Source organism: Cupriavidus necator, from assembly GCF_013141915.1.
Lineage (GTDB): Bacteria > Pseudomonadota > Gammaproteobacteria > Burkholderiales > Burkholderiaceae > Cupriavidus > Cupriavidus necator_B.
Genome location: NZ_SROX01000013.1, coordinates 91,899 through 107,700, shown reverse-complemented (window position 1 = coordinate 107,700; position 15,802 = coordinate 91,899). Strand labels below are relative to the sequence as shown.

Below are 15,802 nucleotides of genomic sequence, written 5' to 3'. Positions count from 1 at the left end.
GCAACCAAGATTTCCCAATCAGTTGACAAGGAAAGTGTCGATATGAAGATGAAACTGTTTGCTGCTGCCGTCGCCGCTCTGGCCGCTGGCGGCGCTTATGCCCAATCGAGCGTAACCCTGTACGGTGTTGCTGACGTCGGCCTCGAGTACAACAGCAACTCGGGCGCCAATGGTGACAACCTGTTCCGCATGTCGTCGGGCAACCAATCCGGTTCGCGCTGGGGCCTGCGTGGCGTCGAAGATCTGGGCGGCGGCCTGAAGGGCGTTTTCGTCCTGGAAAGCGGTTTTGATCTCGACAACGGTACGTCGGCCCAAGGTGGTCGTCTGTTCGGTCGTCAAGCCTATGTCGGTCTGCAAAGCCAGTTCGGCTCGCTGCTGCTGGGCCGTCAGCAAACGTCGTTCTACGACTTTGGCCTGCTGTATGATCCGATGGCCATTTCGTCGCGCTACGGCATCCTGGCTCAGGACGCTGCGTTTGCTTCGCGCGCTGACAACACCGTCAAGTACATCGGCACCTTCGGTGGCCTGACCGCTTCGGCGTTCTACAGCTTCAACAACAACGGCCAGGAAGCCGCCGGCGCATTCCGCCGCGGCCAAGAGTACGGCGCCCTGCTGAGCTACGCAGCCGGCCCGCTGTCGATCGGCGCTGCCTACGACGAAACGCACGGCACCACCGTTGGCACGCCTGCTGTTGACGCAAGCGGCCAACGCATCCGCCGCGCTACCGTTGGCGCCAACTACGCCTTCGGCCCGGCCAAGGTGTACGCTGGTTACCGTTGGGCCAAGGCCGCTGACGGCGCCGTCCTGCCGGGCGTGAGCCCGCTGGTGGCCAACAGCACCTCCAACCTGTACTGGCTGGGTCTGGGTTACCAGCTGACCCCGGCGTTCTCGCTGTCGGGCGCTGCTTACTACCAAGACTTCCGCAAGACGGACGCCGATCCGTGGCAATTCGTGATCACGGCCGACTACGCGCTGTCGAAGCGTACCGACGTGTACACCTCGCTGTCGTACGCTCTGAACGACAATGGCTCGACCCTGGGCGTGAACGGCTTCAACTCGCAAGTTGCGGGCAGCGTTCAGCCGGGCAAGGACCAGTTCGGTGCTGTGATCGGCCTGCGCCACAAGTTCTAATCTAGCGCGGGTGCAAGCCCGCTTTAGATTGGCTTGAAAAACGCCGGTATCCGTAAGGATGCCGGCGTTTTCTTTTGTGCTTCAAGGCGGAGTGGACGGCAAAGGGACGTATGCCCGCGATGTTTCTGCGAACATGCCACGGTGTCGGCATCGCCGCCATGCTCGCTAGCTCCTGCCATGGCATGGTGCCGGCATGACGCTAGGATGGTGACCGCCACGAGTTTGGCGCGAGGTCGCGCCGACACGATGGGGCTGCCGCTGGCCTGCGACCCTGGCGACGAACGGCAATGACACACGAGACCGTGGCCAAGCGCGTCAGCCCGCGCCCGAGCGTACAACTCGGGTCTGCCGACGGAATCCTGCGGCCATAAAAAAACCCGCCATCGCTGGCGGGTTCTTCAGGCGATGCTGGCAACGCCAGCCTCACTCTTCCTCTTCAAACGGCAGCGAGCGGCGTGGCGGCGGTGGCCGCTTGCCGATCGTGACCGTCAGGTCGGTCGGCTTGCCGCGACGGATCACCGTCATCTTGATGTCCACACCTGGCTTGAGTTGCGCAATGGCATTGAGCAGCGCCGTGGTGTCCGTGATCGACAAGCCATTCACCTTGGTCAGCACATCGCCGGGCCGCACGCCTGCCTTGTCGGCCGGGCCGCCCTGGACCACGGCGGCGATCAGTGCGCCTTCCTTGGCATCGAGGCCGAAGGATTCGGCAATCTCTGGCGTCATGTCTTGCGGCTCGACGCCGATCCAGCCGCGCGTCACGCTGCCGGTCGAGATGATCGACTCCATCACCTGCTTGGCCGTCGATACCGGAATGGCAAAGCCGATACCCAGCGAGCCGCCCGAGCGCGAATAGATTGCCGTATTGATGCCCAGCAGGTTGCCCTGCGCATCCACCAGGGCGCCGCCCGAGTTGCCGGGGTTGATCGCGGCATCGGTCTGGATAAAGTTCTCGAACGTGTTGATACCCAGGTGACTGCGCCCCAGCGCCGACACAATGCCCATGGTCACGGTCTGGCCCACACCGAACGGGTTGCCGATGGCCAGCACCACATCGCCCACCTTCACATTCTCGAGCCGGCCCAGCGTGATCGCGGGCAGGTCCTTGAGCGTCACCTTGAGCACCGCCAGATCGGTTTCCGGGTCGGACCCGACCACCTTGGCATTGGCCTTGCGGCCGTCGGTCAGCGCGATCTCGATCTCGTCGGCGCCGTCGACCACGTGGTGGTTGGTTAGAATGTAACCCTCGGCACTGACAATGACGCCCGATCCCAGGCTGGAGACCGGCTCCTGCCGCTCGGGCAGGCGGTCCCCAAAGAAGAAGCGGAACCACGGATCCTCGGCCTGCGGGTTGGGTGAGCGCTTGTTGCCGTTCTTGCTGGTAAAGATATTGACCACCGCCGGCATGGCAAGCTGGGCGGCTTCACTGTATGACCCTTCGGCCGCAGGGCCGGACACATTGGGCACGACCTCCTTGAGCGCCACGATGGGCGAACCGGATTGGACCGCGACGCGCCCCCTCTGCAGCCATTCAGGCTTGAGCGTTGCCACGACGAACCAGACCGCCAGCACGACGGTGACAGCCTGGGCAAAGAACAGCCAAAAGCGCCGCAACATATTGGAGTTTTGAGCAGAAAATGAAAACAAAAGAGCTTGAATTGTACTTGAACGACCTGCTGGAAGTTTCCCGCTACAAGGACTATTGTCCCAATGGGCTGCAAGTGCAAGGTCGCTCGGAGATCACTCACGTGGTGACCGGCGTGACGGCGAGCCTGGCGCTGGTCGACGCCGCGGTCGAGGCCGGCGCCGATGCCATCCTCGTGCATCACGGCTATTTCTGGAAAAACGAAGATGCGCGCGTGGTGGGGCAGAAGCATGCGCGCCTGAAGCGCCTGCTCGGCGCGGACGTCAATCTGTTCGCCTATCACCTGCCGCTGGACCATCACCCCGACTTCGGCAACAACGCCCAGCTTGGCCTGCAGCTCGGCTTTACGCCCACCGGCCGGTTCAGCGACGACCAGCTGGGCTGGACCGGTACGCTGCCCGCGCCGATGCCGCTGTCCGCGCTGGCGGCGCATGTCGGCGGCGTGCTCGGACGCGAACCGCTGGCGCTCGGCGCGCCCGAGCAGATGATCCGCACCGTCGGCTGGTGCACGGGCGGCGCGCAAGGGTATTTCGATGCGGCGGTGGCCGCGGGCGTCGATGCTTATCTGAGCGGCGAAGTCTCGGAGCAAACCACGCATCTGGCGCGCGAGAGCGGCGTGGCGTACCTGGCAGCCGGCCATCATGCGACCGAGCGCTATGGCATTCGCTCGCTGGGCGAGCATGTGGCCGAACGCTTCGGCCTGCGCCATACCTTTATTGATATTCCGAATCCGGTCTGATCTGACAAAAAACAAAACGGCCCCAGCAGGGCCGTTTTATCGTTCGGCATTCGAATCAGCGGGTCTTCAGGCTGTCGCGGATTTCACGCAGCAGCACCACTTCCTCGGGCGGAGCGGCGGGCGGGGGCGGCGGTTCTTCGGCGCGCATCCGGTTGAAGGCGCGCACCATCAGAAAGATGATGAAGGCCAGGATGATGAAATTGACGACGATGGTCAGGAAATTGCCATAGGCAAACACCGGCACGCCGGCCTTCTTCAAGGCATCGAGCGTCAGCGGCGTACCGGGAGGGGGATCTGCCAGAGCGATAAACATGCTGGAGAAATCCAGCTTGCCGACAACACGGCCCACGAGCGGCATGATCAGGTCATTGACCACTGAATCCACGATCTTGCCGAACGCCGCGCCAATGATCACACCGACAGCCAGGTCGATGACGTTGCCGCGTACGGCGAAGGTTCTGAATTCCGAGATCATGCCCATGGGGGGTTCTCCTTCTTGTGGCTATGGATGAACGGTTTCAAGCTAAAAGCCTGCCGCATCACTGACCGGAAAGCAAGTCTGGAGGCGGATTTCCGGGATGCATGTCCGATAATCGCGCGAGGCCGTGGCATTTTCTGCCTATCTAGTGCGCAGGTGTCTAAGGTACACTTTATGGTTGACGCAAAATCTAAATTGACTTCCCCTGGGGTTTGGAATGAGTGACCAGCAAGACGTGAAGAGCGTGGATAAAGGTCGCCGCAATTGGTTGATCGCGACATCCGTCGCTGGCGGCGTCGGAGGCGTAGCGGTAGCGGTTCCTTTCGTCAGTACCTTTGCACCATCGGAGAAAGCCAAGGCCGCCGGTGCCCCAGTCGAGGCGGATATCGGCGCCTTGAAACCGGGCGAGATGATGACCGTCGAGTGGCGCGGCAAGCCGGTCTGGATCATGCGGCGCACGGAGGAGCAACTGGCGTCGCTGAAGAAGACGGACGGCGAAGTGGCCGATCCGAATTCCGAAGTTCCGTTCACGATGAAGACGCCGGAGTACTGCAAGAACGAAACCCGTTCGCGTCCGGAACACAAGGATGTGCTGGTCGTGGTGGGCATTTGCTCCCACCTCGGCTGTTCCCCGTCGGGCCCCTTCGGCCCCGGTGCCAATCCGCAGCTCGGCACTGATCCCGGTTTCCTTTGCCCCTGCCACGGATCGACCTTCGACCTGGCCGGGCGCGTCTTCAAGAACAAGCCGGCTCCGCAGAATCTCGATGTTCCCCCCTACCAGTTCCTGTCCGACAGCAAGATCGTGATCGGCAAGGACGAGAAAGGAGAAGCCTGATCATGGCGGCCGAAAAACAAGTCAAGACGACCGGCCTGCTGGGCTGGATCGACGCCCGCTTTCCCGCCACGCAGCTGTGGGAAGACCACCTGTCCCGCTACTACGCGCCGAAGAACTTCAACTTCTGGTATTTCTTCGGTTCGCTGGCGCTGCTGGTGCTGGTGATCCAGATTGTCACCGGCATCTTCCTGGTGATGAACTACAAGCCGGACGGCACGCTGAATGCCGCCGGCATTCCCGTGGCCTTTGCCAGCGTGGAATACATCATGCGCGAAGTCCCGTGGGGCTGGCTGGTGCGCTACATGCACTCGACCGGCGCCTCGGCCTTCTTTGTCGTGGTCTACCTGCATATGTTCCGCGGCCTGCTGTACGGTTCGTACCGCAAGCCGCGCGAGCTGGTCTGGATCTTCGGCTGCCTGATCTTCCTGTGCCTGATGGCCGAAGCCTTCATGGGCTACCTGCTGCCATGGGGCCAGATGTCGTACTGGGGCGCGCAGGTGATCGTGAACCTGTTCTCGGCCATTCCGGTGATCGGCCAGGACCTGTCGCTGTTCATCCGCGGTGACTACGTGGTGAGCGACGCGACCCTGAACCGCTTCTTCTCGTTCCACGTCATTGCCGTGCCGCTGGTGCTGCTGGGCCTGGTGGTCGCGCACATCATCGCGCTGCACGAAGTGGGCTCGAACAACCCGGACGGCGTCGAGATCAAGGCCAAGAAGGACGAGAATGGCATCCCGCTGGATGGCATCCCATTCCACCCGTACTACTCGGTGCACGACCTGCTGGGCGTTGGCGGCTTCCTGATCATCTTCTCGGCCGTGATCTTCTTCTTCCCGGAGGTGGGCGGCTATTTCCTCGAAGCCAACAACTACTTCCCGGCGGATCCGCTGAAGACGCCGCCGCACATTGCGCCGGTCTGGTACTTCACGCCGTTCTACTCGATGCTGCGCGCCACCACGTCGAACTTCCTGCCGATCCTGTGGGTGTTCTTCGCGCTGCTGCTTGGCATGGTGTTCCTGCGCAGCAAGGATGTGCGCGTGAAGATCGGCGCCGTCGCTATCGCGGTGATCCTGGCCGTGGGCTTCTACTTCATCGACGCCAAGTTCTGGGGCGTGCTGGTGATGGGCGGCTCGGTGGTGATCCTGTTCTTCCTGCCGTGGCTCGACTGCTCGCCGGTCAAGTCCATCCGCTATCGTCCCGCTTTCCACAAGACCATCCTGATCGTCTTCGTGGTGGTGTTCCTGGTGCTCGGCTATCTCGGCGTGCAACCGCCGTCGCCGGTGGGTGAGAAGGTGTCGCAGCTCGGTACGCTGCTGTACTTCGCTTTCTTCCTGACCATGCCGCTGTGGAGCCGTGTCGGCGAGTTCAAGCCGGTCCCGGAGCGTGTCACGTTCCACCCGCACTGAGCGAAGCGAACCCCGACAAGAGCACAAGGACACAAGATGAAAAAGCTGCTTTCGATCCTCGCGCTGGCCGGCGCCTGCATTGCCGGCGCGCCCGCCATGGCATCCGAGGGGGGCTTCCCCCTCGAGCCGGCACCGGTGAACACCGCCGACCTGTCGTCGCTGCAGCGCGGCGCCAAGGTGTTCGTCAATTACTGCCTGAACTGCCACGGCGCATCGATGATGCGCTACAACCGTCTCAAGGACATCGGCCTCACCGACGACCAGATCCGCGAGAACCTGCTGTTCTCCGCGGACAAGGTGGGCGAGACCATGACCATCGCCATGCAGCCGAAGGAAGCCAAGGCCTTCTTCGGCGCGCAGCCGCCGGACCTGTCGGTGATCGCCCGCGCCCGCGGCGATGACTGGCTCTACACCTACCTGCGTACGTTCTATCGTGACGACAGCCGCGCCACCGGCTGGAACAACCTGGTGTTCCCAAGCGTCGGCATGCCGCACGTGCTGTGGGAACTGCAGGGCCAGCGCGCCGCCAAGTTCACAGAAGTTGAAGAGCACGGCGAGAAGGTGCACAAGTTCGCCGGCTTTGAGCAACTGAGCCCCGGCAAGCTAAGCAAGGTGGAGTACGACCAGATGACTGCCGACCTCGTCAGCTTCCTGGACTGGATGGGCGAGCCGGCGCAGAACCACCGCAAGCGCCTGGGCGTTTGGGTGCTGATGTTCCTGGGCGTGTTCACCGTGTTCGCCTGGCGCCTGAACGCGACATACTGGAAAGACGTGAAGTAAGTTGTATCAGGGGCTGGTTCAGGCCCTGCTCAAGCCAAGCCAGGGGCGGTCGCTGCGACAAGCAGCGCCGCCCCTGGCTTTTTTAGCAGTGACAGTTTGGAAGTGCGCATCAAAAAGTGCTTCATTTGCCATTTATTTGCTTTTCGGTAGTCGACTTTGGCAGAATGGCAGACCTTACTGTCCGACCCTGTTCCGGCTAAGCCCAAGGAATCCAACCATGATGGTGTTGTATTCGGGTACGACTTGCCCGTTTTCCCAACGTTGCCGCCTTGTCCTGTTCGAAAAGGGCATGGATTTTGAAATCCGCGACGTCGACCTGTTCAACAAGCCCGAAGATATTTCGGTGATGAACCCGTACGGCCAGGTGCCCATCCTGGTCGAGCGCGACCTCATCCTGTATGAGTCGAACATCATCAACGAATACATCGACGAGCGCTTCCCGCACCCGCAGCTGATGCCGGCCGACCCGGTGCAGCGCGCCCGCGCCCGCCTGTTCCTGTTCAACTTCGAAAAGGAACTGTTCACCCACGTCTACACGCTGGAGAACGAAAAGGGCAAGGCCGCGGAAAAGAACCACGAACGCGCGCGCGCCGCGATCCGCGACCGCCTGACCCAGCTGGCGCCGATCTTCGTCAAGAACAAGTACATGCTGGGCGAAGAGTTCTCGATGCTCGACGTCGCCATCGCACCGCTGCTGTGGCGCCTGGACCACTACGGCATCGAGCTGTCGAAGAACGCCGCGCCGCTGCTGAAGTATGCTGAACGCATTTTCAGCCGTCCCGCGTACATCGAAGCGCTCACCCCGTCCGAAAAGGTGATGCGCCGCTAAGCGGCACCGGCCCGACGGCATCCGCCTCGGGCCATCGCGGCGCCATTGGAAGCACAATGCCTGAAACCTCCACCAAGCCCTACCTGATCCGCGCCATTTACGAATGGTGCACGGACAACGGCTTCACGCCGTACATCGCCGTCTTCGTCGACGCCAACACCAACGTGCCGCGCGAGTTCGTCAAGAACAACGAGATCGTGCTCAACGTCAGCTTCGACGCCACCAGCGGCCTGGACATGGGCAATGAGTGGATCACCTTCAGCGCACGCTTCGGCGGTGTCTCGCGCAAGATCGACGTGCCGGTCGAGAACGTGCTGGCCATCTACGCCCGTGAGAACGGGCAGGGCATGGCCTTCCCGGTCGAACGCAGCCTGCCGGAAACGCAGGCCGCCACCGAGCGCGAAAGCAACCCGCCGCCCAAGCTCGCTCCGGTGGAAGCCGAAACCCCGGCGACCACCAGCGACACCGGCCCCGGCGACGACGACACGCCGCCCCCGGTGCCCCGCATCGGCGGCAAGAAGCCCGCACTGAAAGTGGTGAAGTAAGCCATCCCAAAGCCGACCGCAATGCAGTAGAATCGCGGTCTGCACCAGACATGCCGGCTTAGCTCATCAGGTAGAGCAGTTGATTTGTAATCATCAGGTGGCGGGTTCGAGTCCTGCAGCCGGCACCATATAAAGAACGGGCCACGCAACGTGCGTGGCCCGTTTGCTTTGGTAGCGGCGCTCAGCGGGACGTGGTTCGCGGCCGATTTCGGCAATTCGCGCCGTCGTTCCGGCGGTTCCCGCCATGGCCATATCTGCGCCTGGGTACCCGGTGGTAATCTCGCTGCATCCCGGCTCCCCGCTCACCCGTGCCTTTCTCCAACCCCCGCCTCTGGCGCTCCGCCCCCGAGCAACGTGCCTACGAAGAAGCCCGCCACCGCGTGCGCGCGTTGCGTTTCTTCTATTTGCACGCCTTGGTGTACGTCGTGGTGAACGCCATGCTAATCGGCTTCCACCTGACGGGGGCATCGCATCGTCCCTGGGCGGGTGGCCCGCTGATGGGCTGGGGCATCGGCCTGGCGGCGCACGGCATCATGACGTGGGGACGCGTCGGCCTGCTCGGGCGGCGCTGGGAAGAGCGCAAGATTGCCGAGTACATGGCGCAGGAACAGGTGCGCACGCTGTCGAATGAGAAGCAGCTGGTCGAGGCCCGCATGAAGCTGCTGCAGGCCCAGATCGAACCGCACTTCCTGTTCAACACGCTGGCCAACGTGGTCAGCCTGATCGAGCCGGCGCCGCAGAAGGCGACGATGATGCTGGAACATTTCATCGCCTACCTGCGTGCGTCGCTCGCTGCCAGCCGCGCTACGCAGGGCACGGTGGCGCAGGAGGGGAAGCTGCTGCGCGATTATCTGGCGCTGATCCGCATTCGCATGGGTGAGCGGCTGCATTACTCGGTCGATGTCGACCCGGAACTGGAAGCGATGCCGCTGGCGCCGATGCTGCTGCAGCCGGTGGTCGAGAATGCGATCAAGCATGGCCTGGAGCCGAAGATCGAAGGCGGGCGCTTGCTGGTCCGGCTGGAGCGGCGCGGCGCGCGCATGCTGGCGACGGTCGAGGACGATGGCATGGGGTTTCGGCCATCGGCCGGCGCGGGCGTGGGGCTGTCGAACCTGCGCGAACGGCTGGCCGTGCTCTATGACGGCGACGCCCACGTCAGGATAGAAGAGCGCTCGCCCGGCACCGCCGTACTGATCGATCTTCCGCTGCCGCCTGCATCCTGAACCGGAGACGCTGATGACGCCCACCGCCCTGATTGCCGACGATGAAGAGCACCTGCGTGCGTACCTGCGAGGCAAGCTGCAGCGCCTGTGGCCGGAGCTGCAGATCGTTGCCGAGGTGACCAACGGCATCGAAGCCGCCGACGCCATCGCACGCTTGTCGCCAAGCGTTGCCTTCCTCGATATCAAGATGCCCGGACTGTCGGGGCTGGAAGTAGCGCAGGGCGTGGAAACCGATACACGGCTGGTGTTCGTCACCGCCTATGACGAATTTGCGCTCGATGCGTTCGAGCGCGCCGCAGTGGACTACCTGGTCAAGCCGGTCAGCGAGGAACGCCTGGGCCGCACCATCGAGCGATTGCGCAAGGCGTTGCAGGAAGCGGCGCCGCTGCCCGAACTGGCGCAATTGCTGAACCAGCTGACGCGCGTCCAGCCGCGCGCGGACGGAGGTGGCCAGCTGCGCTGGGTCCGTGCCAGTCGCGGCAATACCACCAGCCACGTGCCGATCCAGGAGGTGATGTATTTCCAGAGCGACGACAAGTACGTGGTGGTGCATACCCGGGATGGCGAGCACCTGATCCGCACGCCGTTGGCGGAGCTGATTGCCGGTCTCGATGCCGAGGTGTTCTGGCAGATCCACCGCTCATCCATCGTCAATATGGAATACGTGGCCGGCACGCGGCGGGACGAGTCGGGCCGGCTCTTTGTCAGGATGCGTGACAGCGATGCCGAACTGCCGGTGTCGCGCGCCTACATGCATCGGTTCCGGCAGATGTAAGCCTGGCCGGCACCGCGCGACGCCGGCCAGGGAATCACTGCCGATCCATGAATTCCTGGATCTTGCGCTGTTCCCAGTCGCGACCGCGGCGCGACAGCCGCGTCCACACCAACAACCCATGTACGGTCAGTCCCAGGCCCCAGGCCAGCGTGGTGGTCAGTGGCCAGGGCCAGCCCGTGGTGGCGTAATGCGACCAGGACGGCGAGGGGAAGTAGAAGAAGCGTACCCACAGCCATGCATTGACCACGGCGTAGACCAGCAGGTGGATATACCAGCCGCGCAGCGCGCGCACCATGCGGCGCGCGCGCCAGTAGGCCATGGCGTTTGGGTCGTTGGGCGGGAAGGCGTGGTGCATGGGATACCTCGTCATCAGGAAGGTTGGCATGCGAGAGGTATAGGCCACGGCCAGGCGTCGTTCCAGGCCCGTGGGCGGAATCGACGGATTTCGTTCGCGAGCGGGCACGCAGGTAGCGCCAATGTCGCGGCTTCGGCACCTTCATGATTGCGTTTTCAACGCATTCCAGACGGCTTGCACCCCTGGCAGTGGTGCCACGGCGCCACAACCCGTAGTTGCCAGCGCGGCTGCCACCCCTGCCCATCGCGCAGCGGACACCGCATCATCCCCCGCCACCAGCCGCGCGAGATAGGCCCCGTCAAAGCAGTCGCCCGCGCCGGTGGCATCGACTGCGTCGACGCGGAATGGCGCCACGGCGGTCAGCTGCCGGCCGTCGGATACCAAGCAACCCTGGCTGCCCAGTTTCAATACCACACGGGGTGCGCCCATGCGGTGGCACCAGTCCACGATGCGCGCGGGATCGTCGATGCCGGCAAGCTGGCGCACGTCGTCCAGGCTTGGCAGGAACAGGTCGCACAGTGGCAGGGTTGCGACGATGACTTCGCGGGCGCGTTCCAATGGCCACAGCGAGAGGCGCAGGTTGGGATCGTAGGACACCCGGGTGCCGGCCTGGCGGGCGATGCGGACGGCCTCGCGCACGGTACGCGCGGCGGACGGGCTGATGGCCTGGCTGATGCCGGAGACATGGAGCCACGTGGCTTTTTCCAGCATTGCGACCGGCAAGTCCGCTGGCTGCATCCGGCTGGCGGCGGAGCCCGAGCGTCGATAGGTGAAGGCGTGGCCGTCAGGGCCGTGATGGACAAAGTAGAGCCCGGTCGGCGCCGATGCGTCGAGGATGACGCTGCTGGTGTCGACGTGCTCCCCGCGCAACAGGTATAGGCACATGCGGCCGAACGCGTCGTCGCCCAGCCTGGTCAGGTAGGCGCAGCGCGCGCCCTGGCGGGCCGCGGCAATGACGGCGTTGGAGGTATCGCCGCCAAAGCCCTGCAGATAGGTACGTGAATCGCGCGAGCCGGCGTGGTTGAACTCCACCATGGCCTCGCCCAGCGCAACGATGTCGAAGCCCGCGCGCATGTCAGGCGTCCTCGCCGAGGTCGAGCAGCACCTTGCAACTGACGCGCGGCTGGCTTTGGGCGAGCTCGAACGCGTAGGCGACGTCGCGGAAGTTGACCTGGTGCGTGACGATCCGACCCGGATCCACCAGGCCGCGCGTGATCCAGTCGATGACAGTGGGAAACATCGCGCAATTCAGGCGCGAGGCGTACAGGGTCAGTTCCTTGCTGGTCAGCGCCTGCTGCGGCAGGGACGACGGCGTGGCGGAAAAACCCAGTACGCCGATGCGACCTGCCGGCGCGGCGATACCCACGGCTTCTTCCAGGATGGCGGGATGGCAGACTGCGTCGTAGATCAGCGTCGGCCCGCCCGCTACGCCGCGGCGCTCCAGCGCGCGGGCAAGCGGCTCGCGCGCGGTGTTGATGATTTCGTCGTCCGCGGCGCCGCAAGCTTGCGCCAATGCCAGCCGTTCATCGACGCGGTCGGTGATGAAGGTGCGGATGCCATATACGCGCTTGAGCACCTGCAGCAAGTTGAGGCCGACCGCCCCGGCGCCATAGATCAGCGCCACGTCGGTGGGCAGTACGCCGGTGCGGTGCGTGACGTTGGCCGCCACGGCGAACGGCTCGATCACCGCGGCACTGGCGACCGGCATGCCCGCGGGCACCGCATAGGCGTTGCGCGCCGGCACGCACGCGTACTGGCTGAAGCCGCCGTCGCGGTGCACGCCGATCACCTGGAGCCGGCTGCAGACATTGTGACGGCCGATGCGGCAGGCGTGGCATTGGCCGCAACTGACCACCGGATCCACCACCACCCGCTCGCCAATGCGCAAGGCGCTGACGCCCGCGCCAACCGCATCGACATGGCCCACGAACTCGTGGCCGATGACACGCGGATAGGTCACGAACGGGTTCTTGCCGTGGTAGATGTGCAGGTCCGAACCGCAGATGCCGGCGAGGCGGACACGCACCCGCACCTCGCCTTCGGCCGGGACCGGGTTGGGTCGCTCGCACACGGCCATGCGGTGCGCTTGTTCGACGACTACGCTAAACATGCGGGCTCCTTGTTCCGGACCATGAGTGCAATGGCTACCAGTTCCACATCGCGCCGTCGCGCAGCCGCGCCACTGGCAGATAAGCGCGCTCATACGGATACCTGGCCGCCAGCGACTCATCGATGTCGACACCAAGGCCCGGCACTTCATCCATCACGAGGTAACCGTCCTCGAAGCGATAGTTGTGCGGGAACACCTCGTCGACCAGCGGCCCGTGCGGCATCAGCTCCTGGATGCCGAAGTTGGGCGCCCACAGCCCGAAGTTGACCGCTGCGGCCATGCACACCGGCGACAGGTCGGTGGCGCCGTGAAAGCCGGTGCGCACCTGGTGGATCGCGGCGAAGTCCGCAATGCGGCGCACATGGGTGATGCCGCCGGCGTGAACGATGGTGGCCCGGATGTAGTCGATCAGCTGGCGGCTGATCAAGTCCTTGCAATCCCATAGGGAATTGAAGACTTCACCGACCGCAAGCGGCGTGGTGGTGTGCTGGCGGATCAACCGGAAGGCGTCCTGGTTCTCGGCGGGGGTGGCGTCCTCCAGCCAGAACAGGCGATAGGGCTCCAGCGACACGCCCAGGCGGGCTGCTTCGATCGGCGTCAGCCGGTGGTGCGCATCGTGCAGCAGATGGGGCTCGAAGCCGACGGCCTCCCGCACCTTGCGAAACAGTTCCGGCGTGTGGCGCAAGTAGAGCGACGTGTCCCACGGCTCCTCCGGCGGCAAGCCTTTTTCCGCCGGTTCATACACGCCCGGCTGCCTGCCGACGCCATAGACCTTCGACAGGCCTGGCAGGCCGGCCTGCACGCGGATCGCCTTGTAGCCCTGATCGAGATGGCTGTGCACCGCATCGACCGCTTCGGCGTGGTCGCGGCCGTTGGCGTGGCCGTAGACCATCAGCCCATGGCGGCTGCGGCCCCCCAGCAGCTGGTACACCGGCATGCCGGCCAGCTTGCCCAGGATGTCCCACAGTGCCATGTCGATGGCCGCGATGGCGGTCATCGTCACCGGGCCCCGGCGCCAGTAGGCACCGCGGTACAGGTATTGCCAGATGTCCTCGATGCCGCGGGGATCGCGGCCGATCAGGCAAGGAATCACGTGCTCGTCCAAATAAGCACGCACTGCCAGTTCGCGGCCGTTGAGCGTCGCGTCGCCCAGCCCGTACACGCCTTCGCTGGTGACCACCTTGACCGTCACGAAGTTGCGGCCCGGGCAAGTGACGATGGTTTTTATCTGTTCGATCTTCACGGGTGTCTCCGGCCGCCTTGTCATGGTTGTGGTCCGAAGCGGTGCCACGTTGCGCGGCGCCTGCATCGGTTTGAGTGCAGGTCAAGAGTACAGCGCGGCGATTGGGGCGGAGTACGGCCGAGTCCGCAATCAAATGCAGCGTTTGCCGCAGTTGAATCGCGAAAGCACCGCACATTCCGCACCATGGCTGCGTGCTACCTTGCATCGCATGGAAAACAACGGGAATGCACGCACCATGCTGTTGCCAACCGACCCACCGAGGTACCGCGCATGAGGCTGACGCAACGCACTTGTTGCCGCGCGCGCGCCGAGGTGCGCCAGCCCGGCTACGACCGCAGCCGCCTGTCGCGTGGCGTGGTCCATCTCGGCCTGGGCGCGTTTCATCGCGCGCACCAGGCGCTGTACACCGAGGCTGCGATCCGTGATGGAGATACCCGCTGGGGCATCGTCGGCGTCAGCCTGCGCGAGCCGCGCACGCCGCGCGCGCTGGCGGCGCAAGACTGTCTTTATTCCGTGACCGAACGCGAAGGCGCGGCGGCGACCACGCGCATCGTCGGTGCCGTCGTGCAGGCCTGGTATGCACCGCACACGCTGGACGAGGTGCTCGGCGCGCTGGCTGACCCGGGCATTGCCGTAGTCACCTGCACGGTGACGGAAAAAGGCTACTGCCTGCAGCCGTCCAGCGCGGACCTCGATACCGCCCACGCCGACATCCGGCATGACCTGGCCCATCCGGGCACGCCCAGGAGCACGCTCGGCGTCATGGCTGCGGGGCTGCGCCGCCGGCCCGCGGGGGCGCCGCTCAGTATTGTCTGCTGCGACAACATGCCGGCAAACGGCGATACGCTGCGCAAGCTGCTATGGCAATACGCCGCGCTTACCGATCCGGCGCTGGCCCGGCGCGTGCGCGATGACGTGGCCTTCCCCAATACCATGGTGGACCGCATCGTGCCGGCCGCCACGCCGGCCTCGCGCCGCGACGCGCAGCACCGCCTGGGCCTGCGCGACGAAAGCGCCATCGTCTGCGAGGCGTACACGCAGTGGGTCATCGAAGATCGCTTTGCCGGACCGCGGCCGGCGTGGGAGGCGGGCGGCGCGCTGATGACCGGCGATGTCCGGCCGTTCCAGGCGATGAAGCTGCAGCTGCTCAACGGCACACACTCGGCCATTGCCTATGCCGGCCAGTTGTGCGGCCTGGAAACCGTAGCCGAGGCCATGGCGGATCCGCTTGTCGGCGCCTTTGCCAACGGCGTGATGGCCGACCTGCGGGCGACCGTGCATGTGCCGGCGGGCTATGACGCGGTGCGCTACAGCGAGGCCTTGCTGCAGCGCTTGCGCAATACCGCGCTCGAGCATCGCACCGCTCAGATTGCGGCGGACGGCACGCAGAAGGTGCCGCTGCGATGGCTGCCGGCCTTGCGCGCCAGTGCCGGGGCAGAGCGGCCGTATCTCGAGCGCGCGCTTGCGATGTGGCTGCATTGGCTGCGCAGCGATCGCGGCCAAGCGCTTGGCTGGCACGATTCCGGCGCGCCTGCGCTGGCGGCACGCCTGCGGGGCGCGCACAGCGATCCTGACGCCGTGCGCGAGGCGTTCTCGCACGCCGCGGTCTTTGGCAGCGAGCCGTGGCCACCCCTGCTGGCGGCCCGGCTTGCCCGCCACCTGGCGGTGCTGCGCGGGGGCGGCGCCGCCGCGCTGCTGTCGTTCTGAA

Annotated in this window: 16 protein-coding genes and 1 tRNA gene; 11 read left to right on the top strand and 6 right to left on the bottom strand. The window is 64.6% G+C overall.

The genetic code is table 11. From position 1 onward, the window contains the following. Positions 1-42: 42 nt before the first annotated feature. On the top strand, positions 43-1,131 hold the full coding sequence (locus E5S69_RS22055) for a porin (RefSeq protein WP_171516750.1): 1,089 nt from the start codon (positions 43-45) through the stop codon (positions 1,129-1,131). Between the two features lie 423 nt (positions 1,132-1,554). Here the strand turns inward: E5S69_RS22055 and E5S69_RS22050 are convergent, their stop codons facing one another. After that, on the bottom strand, positions 1,555-2,748 hold the full coding sequence (locus E5S69_RS22050) for a Do family serine endopeptidase (RefSeq protein ID WP_171516749.1): 1,194 nt from the start codon (positions 2,746-2,748) through the stop codon (positions 1,555-1,557). Between the two features lie 20 nt (positions 2,749-2,768). On the opposite strand from E5S69_RS22050, the gene E5S69_RS22045 reads away from it, so the two are divergent. Then, the gene (locus E5S69_RS22045) at positions 2,769-3,515 is read left to right on the top strand and encodes a Nif3-like dinuclear metal center hexameric protein (RefSeq protein WP_171516748.1); all 747 of its coding nucleotides are present in this window, start codon (positions 2,769-2,771) and stop codon (positions 3,513-3,515) included. 55 nt (positions 3,516-3,570) lie between these two features. Here E5S69_RS22045 and mscL read toward each other — a convergent pair whose 3' ends face one another. Then, the gene (mscL, locus tag E5S69_RS22040; protein ID WP_272871733.1) at positions 3,571-3,996 is read right to left on the bottom strand and encodes a large conductance mechanosensitive channel protein MscL; all 426 of its coding nucleotides are present in this window, start codon (positions 3,994-3,996) and stop codon (positions 3,571-3,573) included. Between the two features lie 214 nt (positions 3,997-4,210). Here mscL and petA point away from each other — a divergent pair, with 214 nt between their 5' ends. From petA to E5S69_RS22000, 8 genes are all read left to right on the top strand, one after another. Then, on the top strand, positions 4,211-4,828 hold the full coding sequence (petA, locus tag E5S69_RS22035; RefSeq protein ID WP_171516747.1) for a ubiquinol-cytochrome c reductase iron-sulfur subunit: 618 nt from the start codon (positions 4,211-4,213) through the stop codon (positions 4,826-4,828). A gap of 2 nt (positions 4,829-4,830) precedes the next feature. Next, the gene (locus E5S69_RS22030; RefSeq protein ID WP_171516746.1) at positions 4,831-6,234 is read left to right on the top strand and encodes a cytochrome b; all 1,404 of its coding nucleotides are present in this window, start codon (positions 4,831-4,833) and stop codon (positions 6,232-6,234) included. A gap of 36 nt (positions 6,235-6,270) precedes the next feature. After that, positions 6,271-7,014, top strand: a complete 744-nt coding sequence (locus E5S69_RS22025) for a cytochrome c1 (protein WP_171516745.1) — start codon at positions 6,271-6,273, stop codon at positions 7,012-7,014. Between the two features lie 217 nt (positions 7,015-7,231). Further along, complete coding sequence (locus tag E5S69_RS22020; RefSeq protein WP_010812311.1) at positions 7,232-7,843, top strand: glutathione S-transferase N-terminal domain-containing protein; 612 nt, start codon at positions 7,232-7,234, stop codon at positions 7,841-7,843. A 56-nt stretch (positions 7,844-7,899) separates the two neighbouring features. Next, positions 7,900-8,388 (top strand): ClpXP protease specificity-enhancing factor, encoded by a 489-nt coding sequence (locus E5S69_RS22015; protein ID WP_171516744.1) that lies wholly within the window; start codon positions 7,900-7,902, stop codon positions 8,386-8,388. A gap of 52 nt (positions 8,389-8,440) precedes the next feature. After that, a tRNA-Thr gene (locus tag E5S69_RS22010) sits at positions 8,441-8,516 on the top strand. A gap of 252 nt (positions 8,517-8,768) precedes the next feature. Beyond that, complete coding sequence (locus E5S69_RS22005; protein WP_423766661.1) at positions 8,769-9,611, top strand: sensor histidine kinase; 843 nt, start codon at positions 8,769-8,771, stop codon at positions 9,609-9,611. Positions 9,612-9,624: 13 nt separating this feature from the next. Next, the gene (locus E5S69_RS22000) at positions 9,625-10,386 is read left to right on the top strand and encodes a LytR/AlgR family response regulator transcription factor (RefSeq protein WP_171516742.1); all 762 of its coding nucleotides are present in this window, start codon (positions 9,625-9,627) and stop codon (positions 10,384-10,386) included. Positions 10,387-10,420: 34 nt separating this feature from the next. Here the strand turns inward: E5S69_RS22000 and E5S69_RS21995 are convergent, their stop codons facing one another. The 4 genes from E5S69_RS21995 to manD form a co-directional block, all read right to left on the bottom strand. After that, positions 10,421-10,741 (bottom strand): 2TM domain-containing protein, encoded by a 321-nt coding sequence (locus E5S69_RS21995; RefSeq protein ID WP_171516741.1) that lies wholly within the window; start codon positions 10,739-10,741, stop codon positions 10,421-10,423. A gap of 141 nt (positions 10,742-10,882) precedes the next feature. Beyond that, positions 10,883-11,815, bottom strand: a complete 933-nt coding sequence (locus E5S69_RS21990) for a sugar kinase (RefSeq protein WP_171516740.1) — start codon at positions 11,813-11,815, stop codon at positions 10,883-10,885. A 1-nt stretch (position 11,816) separates the two neighbouring features. Next, positions 11,817-12,851, bottom strand: a complete 1,035-nt coding sequence (locus tag E5S69_RS21985; protein WP_171516739.1) for a Zn-dependent oxidoreductase — start codon at positions 12,849-12,851, stop codon at positions 11,817-11,819. A gap of 34 nt (positions 12,852-12,885) precedes the next feature. After that, positions 12,886-14,094, bottom strand: coding sequence for a D-mannonate dehydratase ManD (gene manD / locus E5S69_RS21980; RefSeq protein WP_171516738.1), 1,209 nt, complete (start codon positions 14,092-14,094; stop codon positions 12,886-12,888). Positions 14,095-14,364: 270 nt separating this feature from the next. On the opposite strand from manD, the gene E5S69_RS21975 reads away from it, so the two are divergent. Then, the gene (locus E5S69_RS21975; RefSeq protein ID WP_171516737.1) at positions 14,365-15,801 is read left to right on the top strand and encodes a mannitol dehydrogenase family protein; all 1,437 of its coding nucleotides are present in this window, start codon (positions 14,365-14,367) and stop codon (positions 15,799-15,801) included. Position 15,802 lies beyond the last annotated feature (1 nt).